The organism is Corallococcus exiguus (assembly GCF_009909105.1).
GTDB classification, from domain to species: Bacteria; Myxococcota; Myxococcia; order Myxococcales; family Myxococcaceae; genus Corallococcus; species Corallococcus exiguus.
In genome coordinates, this window is the sequence record NZ_JAAAPK010000001.1 from 1277939 (window position 1) to 1294808 (window position 16870).

At 69.9% G+C, this 16870-nt stretch carries 14 protein-coding genes; 9 read left to right on the plus strand and 5 right to left on the minus strand.

Going from position 1 to position 16870, the window contains the following annotated elements:
• Positions 1–68: 68 nt before the first annotated feature.
• Positions 69–1916: a methyl-accepting chemotaxis protein gene (locus tag GTZ93_RS05245; RefSeq protein WP_139919336.1), complete on the plus strand. Its 1848-nt coding sequence runs from the start codon at positions 69–71 to the stop codon at positions 1914–1916.
• On the opposite strand, the gene GTZ93_RS05250 is transcribed toward GTZ93_RS05245, so the two are convergent.
• Complete coding sequence (locus GTZ93_RS05250; RefSeq protein ID WP_139919337.1) at positions 1867–3348, minus strand: sensor histidine kinase; 1482 nt, start codon at positions 3346–3348, stop codon at positions 1867–1869. The two genes, GTZ93_RS05245 and GTZ93_RS05250, sit on opposite strands and share 50 nt — an antisense overlap.
• Before the next feature lie 235 nt (positions 3349–3583).
• Between GTZ93_RS05250 and GTZ93_RS05255 the strand changes: the two genes are divergently transcribed.
• Together GTZ93_RS05255 and GTZ93_RS05260 are read left to right on the plus strand one after the other, a co-directional pair.
• Positions 3584–5302 carry a hypothetical protein gene (locus GTZ93_RS05255; RefSeq protein WP_139919338.1) on the plus strand — a complete coding sequence of 573 codons (1719 nt, stop codon included), beginning with the start codon at positions 3584–3586 and terminating at the stop codon, positions 5300–5302.
• Positions 5303–5311: 9 nt separating this feature from the next.
• On the plus strand, positions 5312–6091 hold the full coding sequence (locus GTZ93_RS05260; protein WP_161662659.1) for a hypothetical protein: 780 nt from the start codon (positions 5312–5314) through the stop codon (positions 6089–6091).
• Positions 6092–6102: 11 nt separating this feature from the next.
• Here the strand turns inward: GTZ93_RS05260 and radA are convergent, their stop codons facing one another.
• On the minus strand, positions 6103–7464 hold the full coding sequence (gene radA / locus GTZ93_RS05265) for a DNA repair protein RadA (protein ID WP_139919340.1): 1362 nt from the start codon (positions 7462–7464) through the stop codon (positions 6103–6105).
• Positions 7465–7643: 179 nt separating this feature from the next.
• Between radA and GTZ93_RS05270 the strand changes: the two genes are divergently transcribed.
• The 6 genes from GTZ93_RS05270 to GTZ93_RS05295 all read left to right on the plus strand — a co-directional run bounded on the left by GTZ93_RS05270 (position 7644) and on the right by GTZ93_RS05295 (position 12580).
• Complete coding sequence (locus GTZ93_RS05270; RefSeq protein ID WP_120561896.1) at positions 7644–7913, plus strand: GlsB/YeaQ/YmgE family stress response membrane protein; 270 nt, start codon at positions 7644–7646, stop codon at positions 7911–7913.
• A gap of 213 nt (positions 7914–8126) precedes the next feature.
• The gene (gene bioB / locus GTZ93_RS05275) at positions 8127–9152 is read left to right on the plus strand and encodes a biotin synthase BioB (protein ID WP_139919341.1); all 1026 of its coding nucleotides are present in this window, start codon (positions 8127–8129) and stop codon (positions 9150–9152) included.
• Positions 9149–10330, plus strand: coding sequence for an 8-amino-7-oxononanoate synthase (gene bioF / locus GTZ93_RS05280; protein WP_139919342.1), 1182 nt, complete (start codon positions 9149–9151; stop codon positions 10328–10330). The genes bioB and bioF overlap by 4 nt, the downstream gene beginning before the upstream one ends.
• The gene (gene bioD, locus GTZ93_RS05285; RefSeq protein WP_139919343.1) at positions 10320–11015 is read left to right on the plus strand and encodes a dethiobiotin synthase; all 696 of its coding nucleotides are present in this window, start codon (positions 10320–10322) and stop codon (positions 11013–11015) included. Before bioF ends, bioD begins: the two co-directional genes overlap by 11 nt.
• Positions 11016–11129: 114 nt before the next feature.
• Positions 11130–11408 (plus strand): hypothetical protein, encoded by a 279-nt coding sequence (locus tag GTZ93_RS05290; protein ID WP_014394019.1) that lies wholly within the window; start codon positions 11130–11132, stop codon positions 11406–11408.
• Positions 11405–12580, plus strand: coding sequence for a pyridoxal phosphate-dependent aminotransferase (locus tag GTZ93_RS05295; protein ID WP_139919344.1), 1176 nt, complete (start codon positions 11405–11407; stop codon positions 12578–12580). The genes GTZ93_RS05290 and GTZ93_RS05295 overlap by 4 nt, the downstream gene beginning before the upstream one ends.
• On the opposite strand, the gene GTZ93_RS05300 is transcribed toward GTZ93_RS05295, so the two are convergent.
• From GTZ93_RS05300 to GTZ93_RS05310, 3 genes are all read right to left on the minus strand, one after another.
• A complete protein-coding gene (locus GTZ93_RS05300; protein ID WP_139919345.1) occupies positions 12561–13994 on the minus strand; it encodes an ABC transporter substrate-binding protein in 1434 nt (477 codons plus the stop codon). The genes GTZ93_RS05295 and GTZ93_RS05300 overlap by 20 nt on opposite strands.
• Positions 13994–14824, minus strand: a complete 831-nt coding sequence (locus GTZ93_RS05305; protein WP_139919346.1) for a tetratricopeptide repeat protein — start codon at positions 14822–14824, stop codon at positions 13994–13996. Before GTZ93_RS05305 ends, GTZ93_RS05300 begins: the two co-directional genes overlap by 1 nt.
• Positions 14825–14961: 137 nt before the next feature.
• The gene (locus tag GTZ93_RS05310) at positions 14962–16755 is read right to left on the minus strand and encodes a phosphoenolpyruvate carboxykinase (GTP) (RefSeq protein ID WP_139919347.1); all 1794 of its coding nucleotides are present in this window, start codon (positions 16753–16755) and stop codon (positions 14962–14964) included.
• Positions 16756–16870: the final 115 nt, after the last annotated feature.

Here is a 16870-nt window from a genome sequence, read left to right on the forward strand (position 1 = left end):
TGGTGACGACGCAGTCGCGATGCACGCCGGTCCGGCCTTCCGCTGGACCGGACGGGGGGCGTACGCACATGAATGAAGCACAAGACATCCGGGAGCTGGCCTGGCGTGGGATGTGGTTGTTCCTGCGGTGGGTCCTGCCGCCCTCCATCGTCTGTGCCTACCTCATCGCGATGGCGATGGGACTGTCGAGCCAGGAGGGGCTGCTCGTCACCGCCACGGTCCTGCCGTTCATCGTGCTCGTGTTCGGGCTGCTGCACCCCTACGTGACGCTGCGGTGGCTGGCGAGCCGGGCCCTGCGGCGTCGCCATGGGGACGGACCGGGGGACCGGCTGCGGCGCGTGCTGGAGCTGCCCTGGCGCTCCATGGTCTTCACCACGTGCGCGGCGTGGACGCTGGGCGGCTTCTTCTTCAGCCTCCCGGTGTGTCTGTGGTTCGGCAAGGACTGGTTCCGGCTGGGACTGGGCACGCTCATCGCGTTCTGCTTCGGCGTGGTGGTGGCGTTCCCCATCGCGCTGGGGCTGGAGCGGCTGGCGCTGCCGTGGGCGCTGCGCGAGCAGGATGCGCATCCGGAGCTGGCGCCGGCGGGCTCGGGCCCGTTCTGGCCGCGGCAGTCGTGGTTCCTGCCGTTCACGTTCCTGTCCACCATCTTCGCCACGGTGGTGCTGAGTGCGTGCGTGGTGGTGGTGAAGCTCCTGGCGGTGCGAGCCCTCCTGCAGGAGGTGCTGCTGGCGGATGGGGCGACGCAGGCGGCGGCGCGGTTGGATGACGTGGGCAGCTCGCTGTTCGCGGACCTGGGCTTCGCGCTGCCCTGGGTGGGCGCGCTGGTGTTCGTGCTGCCGGCCTTCACCACGTGGATGCTGGCGAGGCGGCAGGCGACGAGCGCGGGCGCGGTGCACGGGGCCATCTCCGGCCTGGCGTCCGGGAGGATCCGCTCACCGCGCTGGGTGTCCACGGACGAGATGGGCGACCTGGCGTCGGGGATGAACGGAGCGCTGTCCCGGCTGCGGAGGTTTCCCCGACTCCTCCAGACCTCCGCGCAGCGGCTGGGCCAGGCGGGAACGGAGTTGCGCGTGTCGAACGAAGAGCAGCAGCAGGGCCTCACCCGGCAGGCAGCGGCGCTGCACGAGGCTCAGGTGACGTCGGAGGACCTGCGGCGGGCGTCGCGCATCGCGGCGGACTCCGCGGAGGAGGTCCTGCGCGTGGCCCGCCGCGCGGAGACCATGGGGCAGCAGGGCGAGGCCGCGGTGGTCCTGAGCCTGGAGGGACTGTCGGCCATCCGGAGCGCGGTGTTTGGCATCCAGCAGCGGCTGTCGCTCCTGGCGGAGAGCACGGTGCAGATTGGAGAAATCACCGGCGCGGTGAAGGACCTGGCGGACCAGTCCCACCTGCTCGCCGTCAACGCGGCCATCGAGGCGGCGCGCTCGGGCGAGGCGGGGCGGGGCTTCGCGGTGGTGGCGAAGGAGCTCCGCGGGCTGTCGGACCAGTCCGTCCAGGCCACCCGGCGCATCCGCAACATCCTCGCGGAAATCAGCCAGGGCATCCGCGACGCGGCGTCCATGAGCGAGCAGGGCGGCCGTCAGGTGGCCGCCGGGTTGGACCAGATGCGCGCCTCCGGCGAGTCCCTGCGCGCGCTGTCGCACAACTCGCAGGAGAGCTCCGAGGCGGCGCGGAAGATCGCCAACGCGGTGACGCAGCAGAACGCCGCCTTCTCGCAAATCACCACCGCCATCGCGGACCTGTCGCAGTTGATGGACGGCACCCTGCACAGGCTGTCCTCCACGCAGGATGCCACGCGGACGCTGCAGGTCGTCTCTGGAGAGGTGGGGCAGATGGCGCTGCAGTTCGACGTCCAGGAGGCGGAGTCCGTCAGTACTCCGGTGCCGCCACAGCTCCGGGGGCAGGGCAAGGCAGCGTGAGCGTGAAGACGGTCTCGCCGGGCGTGGAGCGCAGGGAGAGCTCACCGCCGTGGGCGCGGACGATCTTCCGTGCGAGCGGCAGGCCCAGGCCGGTGCCCTGCTCGCGGGTGGTGAAGAAGGGCTCGAAGATGCGCTCGCGCTCGGCTTCGGGCACGCCCGGGCCCGAGTCCTGGACGTCGATGGCATAGCGCCCGTCGCGCAGCTCGCCGCGGATCCGCACGTGGCTTCCGGAGGGCGCGGCCTGCACGGCGTTCTTCACCAGGTTCACGAGCGCGGCGGTCAGCAGGCTGCCATCCGCCTCCAGGTGCGCGGGCGAGGCGGCCACGTCCAGGGCCACGCCCTTGTTGTGCGCCTCCGCGGAGAGCAGCTCGCACGCGTTGGAGACGAGGTCGGGCGCTTCCATGGGCGCGCGCGCCAGCGGCTGTTCGCGGGCGAAGGCGAGGAAGTCCTCGACGATGCGTTGGAGGTAGGCGACCTCGCGCTGGATGCGGTCCACGTGGCTGGTCGCGTCCGCGTGGGCGCCCGCGCGCAGGTCTTCCTGTAGGAGGCCGGAGAAGAGCGCGATGCCGCCCAGCGGGTTGCGCACTTCGTGGGCCACGCCCGCGAGCATGAGCTTGAGTTGGCGGTCCCGGCTCTCCAGCGCGCCGCGCATGACCTCCAGCTCGCGCGCGAGCACGCCGATTTCGCGGGTGGGCTCCGGCGGGACGGGCGTGGTCAGGTCCCCCCTGCCGATTCTCAGTGCGGAGTCCATCAACCGCCGCAGTGGCCGGGCCAGTCCTCGGGCGGTGATGACGGCGATGATGGCGAGCGCGACGAGCGCCACGGCGCTGGCCATGACGAAGGTGCGCCACAGCCGCCGCAGCGGTCCGAAGAAGGCCGCGCTGCCCTCCACGCCGATGGCGCCCACCACCTGGCCGTCCTGGACCACGGGGGCGTAGCCCGTCTTGTAGAGCAGCCCGTCTGAGCCGGTGAAGAGCACCTGGCTGGCGGCGCGCTTGCCGGCGAGGACGCGCGTCAGCTCCAGCCGGTCGCGCGCGAGGTCCGGGAGCTCCGTGCCCACGGGCAGGCTGCCGCCCGCGTCCGCGCGCACACGGCCCCGCGCGTCCACGGCGTAGACCCGGCGCACGCCGCTCGCGGTGCGCACTCCGTCCAGCAGGCGCACCAGGTTGCGCCACGTGCGGGTGCCGGACACGTCGTCGCCGGGCTCGATGGTGAGCATGCGTTCGCCGCTGACCTGGCTGGCGGTGGCGGCGGCGAGCGCGGACAGGCTCGCGCCCAGTTCATCCTCCAGGCTCGCGCGGGCCAGCGCGTACACGGAGGCGCCCGCGAGCGACAGGAAGAGCAGGGTGGGCAGGAGGAACGCCAGCAGCAGCCGCGCGGACAGGGAGCCCAGCGCGTCCCGCAGACGGGAGGAATGGGGGCGATGCGTCATCCGGGCGGTGCTCCTGACACCCCCGCATCAAACGGCATGCCCCCGTCCGTGGCCAGTCCTCGTTCCGCGAGCCGCGCGAGGAGGTGGGGTGCATGCCGTGGAACCTGCCGCCGGAACTCGTTGTCTCTGCTCCGTGACGTGAGGGTGGTTCGCGGCCCCCTGCGCGTCAGGAAGAGGCTCACAAAACACGTCAGACACGGCTGGTAGATGTGATGAGTGATTGAGGGGGCGCGTCATGCTGACAGGATGGCTGGGACGATTCAGCGCGGGGCTGGTGCTGGTCCTGTCGCTCACGGCCTGCGGGACGCCGGGCTCCCGGACCCTGCCGGTGGGGATGCACGGCTACGGGCGCTATCACAGTGCATCCCCGGCTTCGTTCACGCGTGACACCGCCTGGGGCGGCGCGGGTTCGAACGGCACCGTGGGTGGAGAGGAATTGGGCCGCTACCTCGCGTTCATCCGCCAGAAGCGGGCCGCGTTGAAGCAGCCCGCCGTGATGGAGACGGATCGTCAGGTGGGCCATGCCGCGCTCAATGACCTGATGCTCTGGGCGTCCGCGCGGACGGAGGAGGAGCTCGCGAAGGACGAGCCGCTGGAGGTGTACCTGCGGCTGAAGGCGAAGCACGCGCAGGCGCTGCTCGAGGACGGCAAGCGGTCCGCGCGGGCGGAGGCGAAGCTGGAGGAGTTCCATCGCTGGGCGGATGCGCGCCGTCAGGTCCTGGCGGACGCGCACTTCCGCCGGCTTGGGAGTGACGGACTGCTCACCGAGAGCGCGCTCTACGAAGAGACGCAGCAGGCGTTGCTGGAGGCGGTGCTGGACTGGGCCTACACGCACACGGAGGACCCGGACTTCCCGCGCAAGAGCCCCAGTGAAGTGGCGCTCTACCTGCTGGCGCGCGACAGCCTTCTTGCCTCCGCGGTGGAGGCGGGCCGCTTCGCGCCTCCGGTCTGGGACCCGGCCATCGAGCCTCCGGGCATTCCGCCGGAAGAGGTGGTGCTGGAGATCGCCCTGGGCCTGCTGCCCGTCACCGGCGAGGTGGCGGACGTGGGCGGCGTGGTGCTGGGGCAGAGCCTCCTGGGATATCCGCTGACGGACGGAGAGCGGCTGCTGTGCGCGGTGAGCGTGGCGCTGCCGGTGGTGTCGGGGCGCTTGCTGTCGGAAGGCGTGCAGGGGGCGGAGCGCGTCGCGCTGCTCACAGGCCGGAGCCTGCGCGAGGTGCAGGTGTTGCAGCGGGTGGTGCAGCACCTGTCGCCGCTGGAGGCCCAGGAGCTTCGCCAGGTGCTGCGCGCGGCGGGGCGTGGTGAGTCCGTGTCCGTAGAGGATGTGGAGAAGCTGCGGGCTTTGGCGAAGAGGTTGGAGGCGCCGCTCGCGGATGCGGGGCGCGTGTTGGCCCGGGGCAAGCGCGTGGCGCTGGTGGGCTCACGGGCGACGGCGGAGGGCGCGCGGCTGGTGCCGGGCAGCGCGGAGCACCTGGCGCAGGCGTGGGTGGACTACCAGTTCCGTCACCCGGGCAGATATCCGCGTTTCAGCTACGCCGTGGATCCGGAGTGGGAGCGGCTCTACCAGACAGTCATCAAGAACAAGGGCGCGGGCAGTGCGTTCGAACAGTCCGTGCTCCAGCGCCGGAAGCTGCCGAAGAACACGGACCTCCTGGTGCCGCCACCCGGCAGCAAGGCCCAGGGCTTCGTCCCGGACTCCGTGGCGGGACACAAAGGCGACCTGGTCTGGGGCAGCCCCTACGACTTCGTCGAGGTGAAGGGCCGCAAGGAGCTGGCGCTCACGGGCAATGTGGAAGCCATGCTGGAATATGTGAAGCGGTATGGTGGCTCCATCGAACTCTGGATCCGTTCCGCCAAACATCCCGAGGGCGCGACACGGCTCACCAGACCGCTGCAAGATGGAATCGAAGAACTTAGGCAGCTGGGCCGTGCCAACATCCAATTCTTCCCTTGATGGTGGTTGATGGCTCAGCGTTATTTGAGGACCCGGATCTCGCTGCTCCCAGGTGTTCCGCCGACGAACACCATCCGAGAACTCATCCACCGGTTCTTCACAGAGGGACGTTGGTTCCAGCCCGTGCGCTACGGAGGTGTCGGGATGCGGGAGCGGTTTGAGCCCGGTTCTTTCGACCTGGATGCGCTCGCGGCCTACTACGACGAATCCAAGTACTTCTACATCGGGGCGAAGACAGATCGTGACTTCCTCCATTTCTCTCCCGAACGCCACGGGGAGTACCCCTTCGTCGGTTCATTCAGCTGGTACACATCGATTGTGGAAGCCCGAAAGGCCCGGTGGCGCGAGGCCCATCTGCGGCAGGTCGTCGAAATCATGCACCTGTTGGGCTCGCCCCTCGCCCAGTCTGGCCTCGACGACGATTTGCAGCGCAAGCGCGACCGGATCGAGCCCAACGCAGATGGCTTCGGCTCCTCACTGGTCTTCAACATTCGCGACTACAGCGAAGGCCTGGAAGGCCTCTACTGGCGCAACGTCTTCGGCGCCCCCTTCGTGGACCTCTTTGGCCCGCGCCTGGACGCCATCCCCGCGTCCCAGCGCCAGTCACTCGACGGCGGACTCGTCCTCGTCCAGCCCTACGAGCTGCCCACCCAGGCCATGACCCCGGAAGGTGACGCCGCGGAAGGCCAGCTCATCGCCACCCTGGGCCGCGAGTCCTTCTTCGACCTGCCCACCCTCACGAAACCCACGCGCGTGCCGGACGTGTCCTGGATGCTGCACAAGCACTGACGCCCCAGACGTCAGTCGAACATCGCCGCCAGCGCTTCGCTCAAGGTCTCCACGCCCACCACCTGGAGCTTCGTCTTCTCCACGCGCCGCGCGCTGCCGGCCGGCAACACCACCCGCTGGAAGCCCATCTTCGCGGCCTCCGCGAGCCTCGGCTCCACCTGGCCCACCGCGCGCACCTCGCCCGCGAGCCCTACCTCTCCCAGCACCAGCGTCTTCGCGTCCAACGGCCGGTTCTGCAGGCTGCTCACCAGCGCCGCGCACACCGCCAGGTCGCACGCCGGTTCGCTCAACTGCATGCCGCCCGCCACGTTGACGAACAGGTCGCAGCCCACCAGCGGAATCTCCTCCTTCTTCTCCAACACCGCCGCCAGCAGCGCCACGCGGTTGCCGTCCACGCCAATCGCCGTGCGCCTCGCCGTGCCGTATCCCGTGGGCGCCACCAGCGCCTGCACCTCCACCAGCAGCGGCCGCGTGCCGTTGAGCGTGCTCGTCACCACGCTGCCGGACTTGCCCTGCGGACGCTCGGAGAGGAACAGCGCGGACGGGTCCGCCACCTCCACCAGCCCCGCGCCCTTCATCTCGAAGACGCCAATCTCGTTGGTGCTGCCGAAGCGGTTCTTGTGCGCGCGCAGGAGCCGGAACGGGTGGCCGCGCTCGCCCTCGAAGTAGAGGACCGTGTCCACCATGTGCTCCAGCACCCGGGGACCCGCGATGGAGCCTTCCTTCGTCACGTGGCCCACCAGGAACGTGGGCACCCCGCTGCGCTTGGCGAACGCCATCAGCCGGCCCGCAACCTCGCGCACCTGGGTGATGCTGCCCGGCGCGTTGCCCAGCTCCGGCAGGTACATGGTCTGGATGGAGTCCACCACCAGCGCCTGCGGCTTCATCGCCTCCGCCGCCTGGAGCACCCGGTCCGCGTCCGTCTCCGCGAACAGGTGGATGGCCTCACTCTCCACCCGCAGGCGCTCCGCGCGCATCTTCGTCTGCCGCAGGCTCTCTTCACCCGACACGTAGAGCACCGGCCCGTGCCGGGACAGCTTGTCCAGCGCCGCCAGCAGCAGCGTGGACTTGCCGATGCCCGGGTCGCCGCCCAACAGCACCAGCGAACCGCCCACCACGCCGCCGCCCAGGACGCGGTCGAACTCCGTGATGCCCGTCCTGCGGCGCACCTCCGTCTCCGCCGTCACGTCCTGCAGCTTCACCGGCTTGGAGGCGCCCCCGGACGCGCCCCACGCCGGGCGCTTGTCGTCCACCTTCGCTTCGGTCTCCTCCAGGAGCGAGCTCCAGGCCCCGCAGTCCGGACACTTCCCGAGCCACTTCGCCGTCTGGTAGCCGCAGGCCTGACAGGTGTAGTGCGTCTTCGCCTTCGCCATGGGTTGGAGTGTCTACCCCAGACCCCTGACGTTTCCCCGTCTCACGCGCGCGCCATGCCAGGAGAGCAGGCAGGCGTCATGTCGTGGATCAGGTAGCGGGTTGCCCCACAGGGGGGGGCAACCCACTTTCTGGTCCACGGGCGTCGCACAGAGCGAGCCCCCCACACAGGGAGGTTGTCATGGGGATTATCGCGTTTCTGGTGATTGGTCTGGTCGCGGGTCTGATCGCTCGTGCCATCATGCCGGGCAACCAGTCGATGGGGCTCATCGCCACCACGCTGCTGGGCATCGCCGGTTCGTTCGTGGGTGGCTTCGTCGGTTCGCTGTTCTCCCGTGACGGTCGCGTGTTCGACCTGCACCCCACGGGCCTGCTGTTCTCCGTCCTGGGCGCACTGGTCGTGCTGTTCCTCGTGGGGCTCGCCGGCCGCGGCCGTCGCGTCCACGTCTAGTCCGTAGGGCTCCTCGACCGATGAGGCGGGAGACAGCCAGGGACGTCCGCCATGCGCGGGCGTCCCTTCTGTCTTTGCGGGCTTCTTCCGGCGGCCTCCGGAGCGGGCTTCCCAGAGGGGAAAGGGGACTCGTCAACCCCCTGGACCAAGAGCGTTGACAACGGCCTCCGGGCCACGCACCGTCGGCCTCCTGACGCCTCCCCAGGAGCCCGCATGTCCGACACCGCCGAGTCCTTCCACGGCCACGCCCACCACGCCCCCCCCGTCCCGGAAGGGGTGACGGTGCGGCACGACTGGTCGCTCGCGGAGGTGAAGGCGCTGTACCAGTTGCCGCTGCTGGACCTGGTGCACAAGGCGCAGACGGTGCACCGGCAGGTGTTCGTGGAGAACAAGGTGCAGCTCTGTTCGCTGCTCTCCATCAAGACGGGCGGGTGTCCGGAGGACTGCGCGTACTGCCCGCAGGCGGCGCGCTACAAGACGGGCGTCAAGGCGGAGAAGTTGATGGCGGTGCCGGACGTGCTGTCCGCCGCGTCGCAGGCCCGCGCCGCCGGGGCCACCCGCTTCTGCATGGGCGCCGCGTGGCGTGAAGTGAAGGACGGTCCGCAATTCGACAGCGTGCTGGAGATGGTGAAGGGCGTGCGGGCCCTGGGCATGGAGGCGTGCGCCACGCTGGGCATGCTCTCCGACAGCCAGGCCAGGCGCCTGCGCGAGGCGGGCCTGTCCGCGTACAACCACAACCTGGACACGTCCCCGGAGCACTACGGCGACATCATCTCCACCCGCACCTATGACGACCGGCTGAAGACGCTGAACCGGGTGCGCGACGCGGGCATCTCCGTGTGCTGCGGCGGCATCATCGGCATGGGCGAGTCCGTGGAAGACCGCTGCAACCTGCTGCGCACCCTGTCCAACCAGGAGGTCCACCCGGAGTCGGTGCCCATCAACGCGCTCGTACCCGTGGAGGGCACGCCGCTGGCGGAGCAGCACCGCGTGGAGACGGTGGACATGGTGCGCACCATCGCCACCGCGCGCCTGCTCATGCCCCAGTCCATGGTGCGCCTGTCCGCGGGCCGCATGCAGATGAACGAGGAGGCGCAGCTGCTCTGCATGATGGCGGGCGCCAACTCGCTCTTCTTCGGGGAGAAGCTGCTCACCACCGGCAACCCCGAGTACACCCAGGACATGGCGCTCCTGGAGAAGGCGGGCATCCGCCCCCTGGAGCCCCGGCAGGACCGGTGAGACCCACGACGCAGGTCGCGGACCGATGGGCGCGCGAGGACCTGGAGGCCCTGTCCGCGAAGGGCCTTCGCCGCGTGCTGGAGCCGCTCGATTCACCCCAGGGCGCGGAGGTGCGCGTGGGGGACGAGCGGCTCGTCAACTTCTCCTCCAATGACTACCTGGGGCTCGCGGCGTCGCCCTCCGTGCGCGCCGCCGCCGCGTCCGCGCTGGAGCGCTACGGCGTGGGCACCGGCGCCAGCCGCCTGGTGGTGGGGGACATGGTGCCGCACCAGCGGCTGGAGGCGCGGCTCGCCCGCTTCGAGCGCGCGGAGGCCGTGCGCCTCTTCAACTCCGGCTACGCGGCCAACACCGGCATCCTGCCCGCGCTGGTGGGCCCGGGCGACGCGGTGTTCTCCGACGCGCTCAACCACGCCTCGCTGGTGGATGGCTGCCGGCTGTCTCGCGCGCGCGTCGTCGTCTACCCGCACTCGGACGTGGCCGCGCTCACCCGCGCGCTGGCGGAGACGCCCGCGCGGCGCAAGCTGGTGGTCACCGACAGCGTCTTCTCCATGGACGGGGACGTGGCTCCGCTGCGCGAGCTGGTCACCGCGTGCGAGGCCCACGGCGCCGCGCTGATGGTGGACGAAGCGCACGCCACCGGCGTCCTGGGCGCGCGCGGCGCGGGCCTGTGCGAGGCGCTGGGTGTGGAGGACAGGGTGGACCTGCGCATGGGCACGCTGAGCAAGGCGCTGGGCGGGCTGGGCGCGTACGTGGCCACCTCGCGCGCGGTGGCGGACCTGCTGGTCAGCCGCGCTCGGCCGTTCGTCTACTCCACCGCGCTGCCCGCCGCCCTGTGCGCCGCCGCCGAGTGCGCGGTGGACCTGGTGGAGCACGATCCAGTTCCTCGCGAGCGGCTGTGGGGGCACATCCACCGTTTCACCGAAGGACTGCGCGCGCTGGGGCTGCCCGCCGAACCCCGGAGCGCCATCTTCCCGGTCATCCTGGGCGAGCCCTCGCGCGCGCTGGACGCGGCGAAGCGCCTGCGCGAGGCGGGCCTCCTGGTGAAGGCCATCCGCCCTCCCACCGTGCCGGACGGCACCAGCCGGCTTCGCTTCTGTCTCTCCGCGGCCCATTCGACGGGCCACATCGACCTGGCGCTGGAGGCCCTGCGCCGGGTGGGAGTCTCCCGTGGCCCCTGAGTCACTCCAGTTCTTCGTCACCGGCACGGACACCGGCGTGGGCAAGACGCAGGTGTCGTGCGCGCTGCTGTCGCTCCTGAAGGACGCGGGCCTCAAGCCCCAGGGCTTCAAGCCCTACGAGAGTGGCTGCGAGTCCCTCAAGGCCCCGGCGGACGCGCTCGCCATGCGCGAGGCCGCGGGCAGCACGCTGCCGGTGGACGCCATCTGCCCGCACCGCTTCAAGGCGCCGCTGGCCCCGGGCATCGCGGCGTCGCGATTGGGAACGGATCCGGACTTCCGCGTGACGCTCGCGGCGTGGAAGCAGCTGAAGGGCGGGTCGGTGGTGGTGGAAGGGGCAGGGGGACTGTTCGTCCCGGTGGATTCCAAGCGCGACGTGGTGGACCTCATCCAGGCCTTCCGCCTGCCCGTGGTGTTGGTGGCGCGCGCGGGACTGGGCACGCTCAACCATGTCGCGCTGTCGTTGGAGGCGCTGGCGGCGCGCAAGGTGTCCGTGCGGGCGGTGGTGCTGTCGCGCGGGGTGCCCGGACGTGACCTGGCGGAGCGGGACAACCGGCGCTACCTGGAGGCCCGCCATGGCGTGGATGTCCTGGGGCCCGTGCCGTATGTGGAGGATCCAAGAAAGCGCCAGTTTGCGTTCCGGCGCGCGCTGGCGCCGCTGGTGTCCGAACGCGCGCGGGCCCGATAAATCGGCCTCCGCCGCGTTCGGCGGAAAGGTGCGTGCTACAGGTCGCGCAAGTTTTCACGTGGTGGTGGCCGTGATCTGGACGTCCCGTTTTTTCCGCGCGAGAAAGCCGGACGAATGGCGGACATCATCGACATCACGCTCCTCGCGGACGTCCGGCGCTTCTTCAAGAAGCTCATTGAACAGCGCGGGCTGTCCTACTTCCTCCAGAAAGACGGTCCGCGTCTGTTCCAGATTGAGCCGACGAAGGTCGAGCTGGTTCTGCGCACCGCGATCCGCACCCGGAACCCGGAACTGCCCGCGCCGCACGAGAAGGCCGTAGAGCACTGCCGCTTGGAGCTGCGCCGCGAGCTGATCCGCCGCGTGGCCAGCGCCATGCTCCAGACGGGGCTGTGAGCCGCTTCTCGCTCCGCACCTCCTTCCCGCGCACACCCAACCCGCTCTCCCAGGCCGCCGCCGAGCGCCACGCGCGCGGGCTGCCCCTGCTGGACCTGGCGGAGACCAACCCCACACGCGTGGGGCTGCCCTCCCCAGAGGTGGACCTCGGGGCCCTCCCCGAGCCCTTCCGCTACACGCCAGAGCCCTTCGGCCTGCCCACCGCGCGCGAGGCCGTGGCCGCGCACCTGTGCCAACGGGGCGCGTCCGTGGAGTCAGCGCACGTCGTCCTCTCCGCCAGCACCAGCGAGGCCTACGGCTGGCTCCTGAAGCTCCTGTGCGACCCGGGAGACAACGTTCTTCTCCCTGCGCCCGGCTACCCGCTGGTGGACGTCCTGGCGCGCCTGGAGGGCGTGCACACGCGCTCCTACCGCCTGCCCGCCGTGCACGGCTTCGGACTGGACGCGGCCCGGGTGGAAGCCGCCGTGGACGCCCGTACGCGCGCGGTCGTCGTGGTGAACCCCGGCAACCCCACCGGCCACTTCCTGCACGAGGGCGAGCTCCACGCGCTCGCGGACGTGTGCGCGCGCCACGGCCAGGCGCTCGTCTGCGACGAGGTGTTCTCCGACTTCGCGTGGGATGAAGAAGAGGGACGGGTGACGTCCGTGGCGGGGCGGTCGCTGCCGTGCCTGACGTTCTCGCTCTCCGGCCTGTCCAAGGTGGCGGGCCTGCCCGGCCTCAAGCTGGCGTGGTTGCACGTGGGCGGCCCCGCGCATGCGCGCGACGAGGCCCTGGCCCGGCTGGAGGACGTGGCGGACGCGGCGTTGTCGGTGGCCACGCCCGTGCAGCTCGCGCTACCGGCGCTCCTCGCGCACGCGCCGCGCTTCCAACAGGCACTGCTGGAGCGGGTGCGGCACAACCGGGAGCGGTTGATTCAAGCGCGCCCGGCGGACGCCGCGTGGGATGTGGTGCCCTCGCACGGCGGCTGGAGCGCGGTGCTGCGCATCCCCCATCACCCCGGAGAAGAAGCCACCTGTCTGCGGCTCCTGGAGGAGGGGGTGCGCGTGCAACCGGGTTACTTCTACGACTTCGGCGGCGGTGCGTACCTCGTGCTGTCGTTGCTACCGACGCCCGAGGTGTTCACCGCCGCCCTGGTGCCACTGGTTCGCGTGCTCAGTCCGCCGCCGGGGTGATGACCTGGAGCTGGGTGAAGTTCTTGCCCGACACCTTGAACAGCTCGTAGGGCGAGATGGCCTCGCCGGTGTCGTTGTTGAAGTCCAGCTCACCGCTGGCGCCGCGCACGTTGACGATGTTGCCCGCGCGCAGTTCATCGCGCGCCCCGCTGAACTGCACCGGCCCCAGCGCGTAGGTCTTCGCCGTCTGCCCCGAGGGGGGCGTCAGCTTCGTGAGCCCCATGGCGATGCGGTCACCGGTGACAGCGCCGGGGTTGTTGAGGTCGTTGCCAATCGCGTACGCCGCGCCGAGCGTCACCAGGTACATGGCGTCGTAGGCGTGCGCGGTGAACGAGAACTGCGCCGGGTCCGTGTTGTTGTAGGCGGTCCGGAAGCGGCTGTTGAAGAGCTGGTAGACGGAGTCGTCGGGCCGCGCGGACGCGGGGGCGGTGCCGTACGTGCCCGCGAGCTCGGCGGCGGTCGCGTCGTTGGTCAGCAGGGTGGGGTCCTTGCTAGCGTCGGTCAGGAACCACCGGTTGCCGTTGGCGACCTTCACCTGCTCCGCCACCGCCGCGGGCACCAGGCGCGCGTTGTCCTCGGTGAAGCCGGCGAGCACCGTCACATCCGGCTTGTTGTTCTTCAGCCAGGTCACGGCGGTGCCCACATCCCCGTTGCGCTCGTACTGCGCGCCACCCACCTTCGAGGGCAACCGGTCCAGCAGCTGGGAGAACAGCCCCTGGCCGTAGTTGTCGTTCACGTACGCCACGCCAATCTTGGTGGGGACCGTGAACGTGGAGCCCGGGTCGTTGATGGCCGTCTTGCCGCTCAGCACCTCCGCGATGACGCGGCCCTGGAGCGCGTCCGACGGGGTGGTGCGCCACACCAGGCCCACCGGACCGCCGTTCTTGTCGTCCAGCTCGGTGAAGGTCGCGCTGGTGGCGGTGTGGCTCATCAGCAGCACGTTCTTCTTGATGGTGATGGTGCTGACGCCGGTGGTCTGCGCGCTGCCCGCGCTGAACACCGCCACCACCTGCTTGTCGTTCACCAGCCAGGTGGCCTGCGTCTTCGCGTTCTCCACGTCCGCCTTCGTGTCGCAGACGTACATGACGAACTGCCGGCCGCCCACGCCCTCCAGCGAGTTCACCTCGTTGAGCGCCAGCTTCAGTCCGTTGAAGCGCTGCTGCTCAATCTCCGCGTTGCCGCTCGCGTTGGTGAGCGGCAGGAGCGCGCCCAGCACGATGGGGTTCGCCGCGGACGTGGCGCCCACCACCTGGTCGCATCCCGCGGGCTGCGGCAGACAGAACCCGGACGTGCAGACGCTGTTGCTGCCGCAGTCGCTGCTCGTCGTGCATTCGGACAGGCCGCCCGCCGTGGTGAAGCTGCACCCGGACGACAGCAGCGCCATGCCCAACGTCATCATTCCCAGCGCGCGCATCAGAAACGCCCCTCCATGCCAATGCCAGCGCCGCGCGGCGCGAACGTCACGCGGACCTCGCCCTGCGCGGGAGGGCCTTCTTTGGGATACAGGATGATGGCGGTGATGGCTCCCGCGAGCCCCACGCCGAAGCCGATGTCCGCCAGCAGCGCCTTGCTCTTGGTGCTGTCCGACAGACGCTCCTTCTCATCGAGCGTCTTGGCGCTGTCGAACTGCTCGCGCTGGTCGCGCGCCTGCAGTCCGAAGAGCACGCCCGCGCCCACGCCCAGCACCGCCACGCCGCCCGAGGCGAACGCAGCGATGCGCTGGTTGCGGTAGGACTTGATGGCCCGGTTCAGCTCCGCCTGCTTCTGGCGTTCGCTCTCGTCCTCCGCGCGCCGGGCCGCGGCCTGCTCGGCTTCCGCCTGTTGCCGCGCCGCATCGGCCTCCGCCTCCAGGCGCTTGCGGTCCGCGTCCGCCGTCGCCTGCGCCTGGTCCTCGCGGTCCAGTTGCACGCGCAGCCGGTCGATGGCGCGGTTGCTGTTCTTCAGCAGTGCGGGGTCGGTGTCCTCGCTGGAGGACGTGACGTACTGCCGGTAGAAGGTCATCGCCTCGCGAGGCTCGCCCGCGTACTCCAGCGCCACGGCGATGTTGTAGACGAGCCGCGGGTGCGGCTGCGCCTCGTTGGCCTGCTTCAGCGCCTCCGCCGCCTCGCGGTACTTGCCCGCGTCGTAGAGGCGTTTGCCCTCCTTCAACAGCGCCTGCACGTTGACCTTGGAGCCACCCCGCTGCGCCAGGGCGGACCCCGGTGCCAGCGCCAGCGCCAGCGACAACACGAAAACCAGTCTCATGGGGCGGTGAGCCTAGCGCCGAACAATCCGGCCGTCGAAGCACTGGCCCCTTGAAAAAGCGCCGGGGCCACCCCCACCCCTGTAGCACCAGGAGAGGAAGCAGCCCCGGACGGGCCTTCTCAGGCGTCAGGCGGCGATCAGCCGTCCAGGCGCGCGATGAGCAGCTTGCGCTGGAGCATCAGGGCCTCGGGGGCCTTGGTTCCCAGTTGCTCGAAGAAGACCTCCTGGCTCTTGAGCTCGGACTTCCACTCGTCCTCCTTGATGGAGGTGGCCTCCTGGACGGCCTCCGCGGACAGGTCCAGGCCGTTCAGGTTCAGGCCCTGGTCCTGGCGCGGCACCCAGCCCAGCAGCGTCTCCTGCGTGGGGACGCGGCCCTGGACGCGGTTCACGATCCACTCGAGGACGCGCATGTTGTCCCCGAAGCCCGGCCAGATGAACTTGCCGTTCTTGTCCTGGCGGAACCAGTTCACCTGGAAGATCTTCGGCAGCTGCGGGATGGACTTCTGCATGTCCAGCCAGTGCTGGAGGTAGTCGCCCATGTGGTAGCCGCAGAAGGGCAGCATGGCCATGGGGTCGCGGCGAACGACGCCCACCTTGCCGGTGGCCGCCGCCGTCGTCTCCGAGCCCATGGTGGCGCCCAGGAACACGCCGTGGGTCCAGTTGAAGGCCTGGATGACCAGCGGAATCGTGTTGGAGCGGCGGCCGCCGAAGATGATGGCGCTGATGGGAACGCCCATGGGGTCGTTCGCCTTGGCGCTCAGCACCGGGTTGTTGCTCATGGGCGCGGTGAAGCGGCTGTTCGGGTGCGCCGCCTTCTCCGCGCTGCCCTTCTTCCAGGGGCGGCCCTGCCAGTCGATGAGCTCCTCGGGGACCTCGCCGTCCTTGCCTTCCCACCACACGTCACCATCCGGCGTGAGCGCCACGTTGGTGAAGAGCGTGTCCCTGGAGATGGTCTCCATGGCGTTGGGGTTGGTCTTGTTGTTGGTGCCGGGCACCACGCCGAAGTAGCCGGCCTCCGGGTTGATGGCGTACAGGCGGCCATCCGGACCGGGGCGCATCCAGGCGATGTCGTCGCCGACGGTTTCAATCTTCCAGCCCGCGTACTCCTTGGGCGGGATCATCATGGCGAAGTTCGTCTTGCCGCACGCGGACGGGAAGGCGGCGGCGACGTAGGTCGTCTCACCCTTGGGGCTGGTGACGCCCAGGATGAGCATGTGCTCGGCCAGCCAGCCCTCCTCGCGGCCCAGGTAGCTGCCGATGCGCAGCGCGAGACACTTCTTCCCGAGCAGCACGTTGCCGCCATATCCGGAGCCGAAGCTCCAGATGGTGTTGTCCTGGGGGAAGTGGCAGATGTAGCGGCGGTCCGGGTTCACGTCGCCCGTGGAGTGCAGGCCGCGGTTGAAGTCGTCGCTGTCGCCCAGCATGTCCAGCGCGGCCTTCCCCATGCGGGTCATGATCCGCATGTTGAGGACCACGTAGTCGCTGTCCGTCAGCTCCACGCCAATCTTCGTGGAGGGGCTGCCCAGCGGGCCCATGGCGTAGGGCACCACGTACATGGTGCGGCCCTTCATGCAGCCTTCGAACAGCAGGCCCAGCTTCGTGTAGGCCTCGTCCGGCTCCATCCAGTTGTTGGTGGGGCCCGCGTCCGTCTTGTTGGGCGTGCAGATGAACGTGAGGTGCTCGACGCGCGCCACGTCGTTGGGGTTGGAGCGGTGCAGGTAGCAGCCGGGGCGCTTCTGCGGGTTGAGCGGGATGAGCGTGCCGTCCTTCACCGCCTGCTCGGTGAGGCGCTGCTTCTCAGCCTCGGAGCCGTCGCACCAGACGATGCGGTCCGGCTGGGTCATCGCGGCCATCTTGGCCACCCAGGCCAACAGCGTGGGGTTCTTCGTGGGCGCCTGCTCGGTGGCGGCGGCCGCTTGCGTCGAAGCCATGGAGGTTTCCTCGGGGTGTTTCATGGGTCGGGTCTCCCGCGTTTCGCGACTTCGCGAGGGGGCGAAACCCTACAGCGGAAGGAACACCAAACCTTCTGGACCCAGGCCCCAAAAG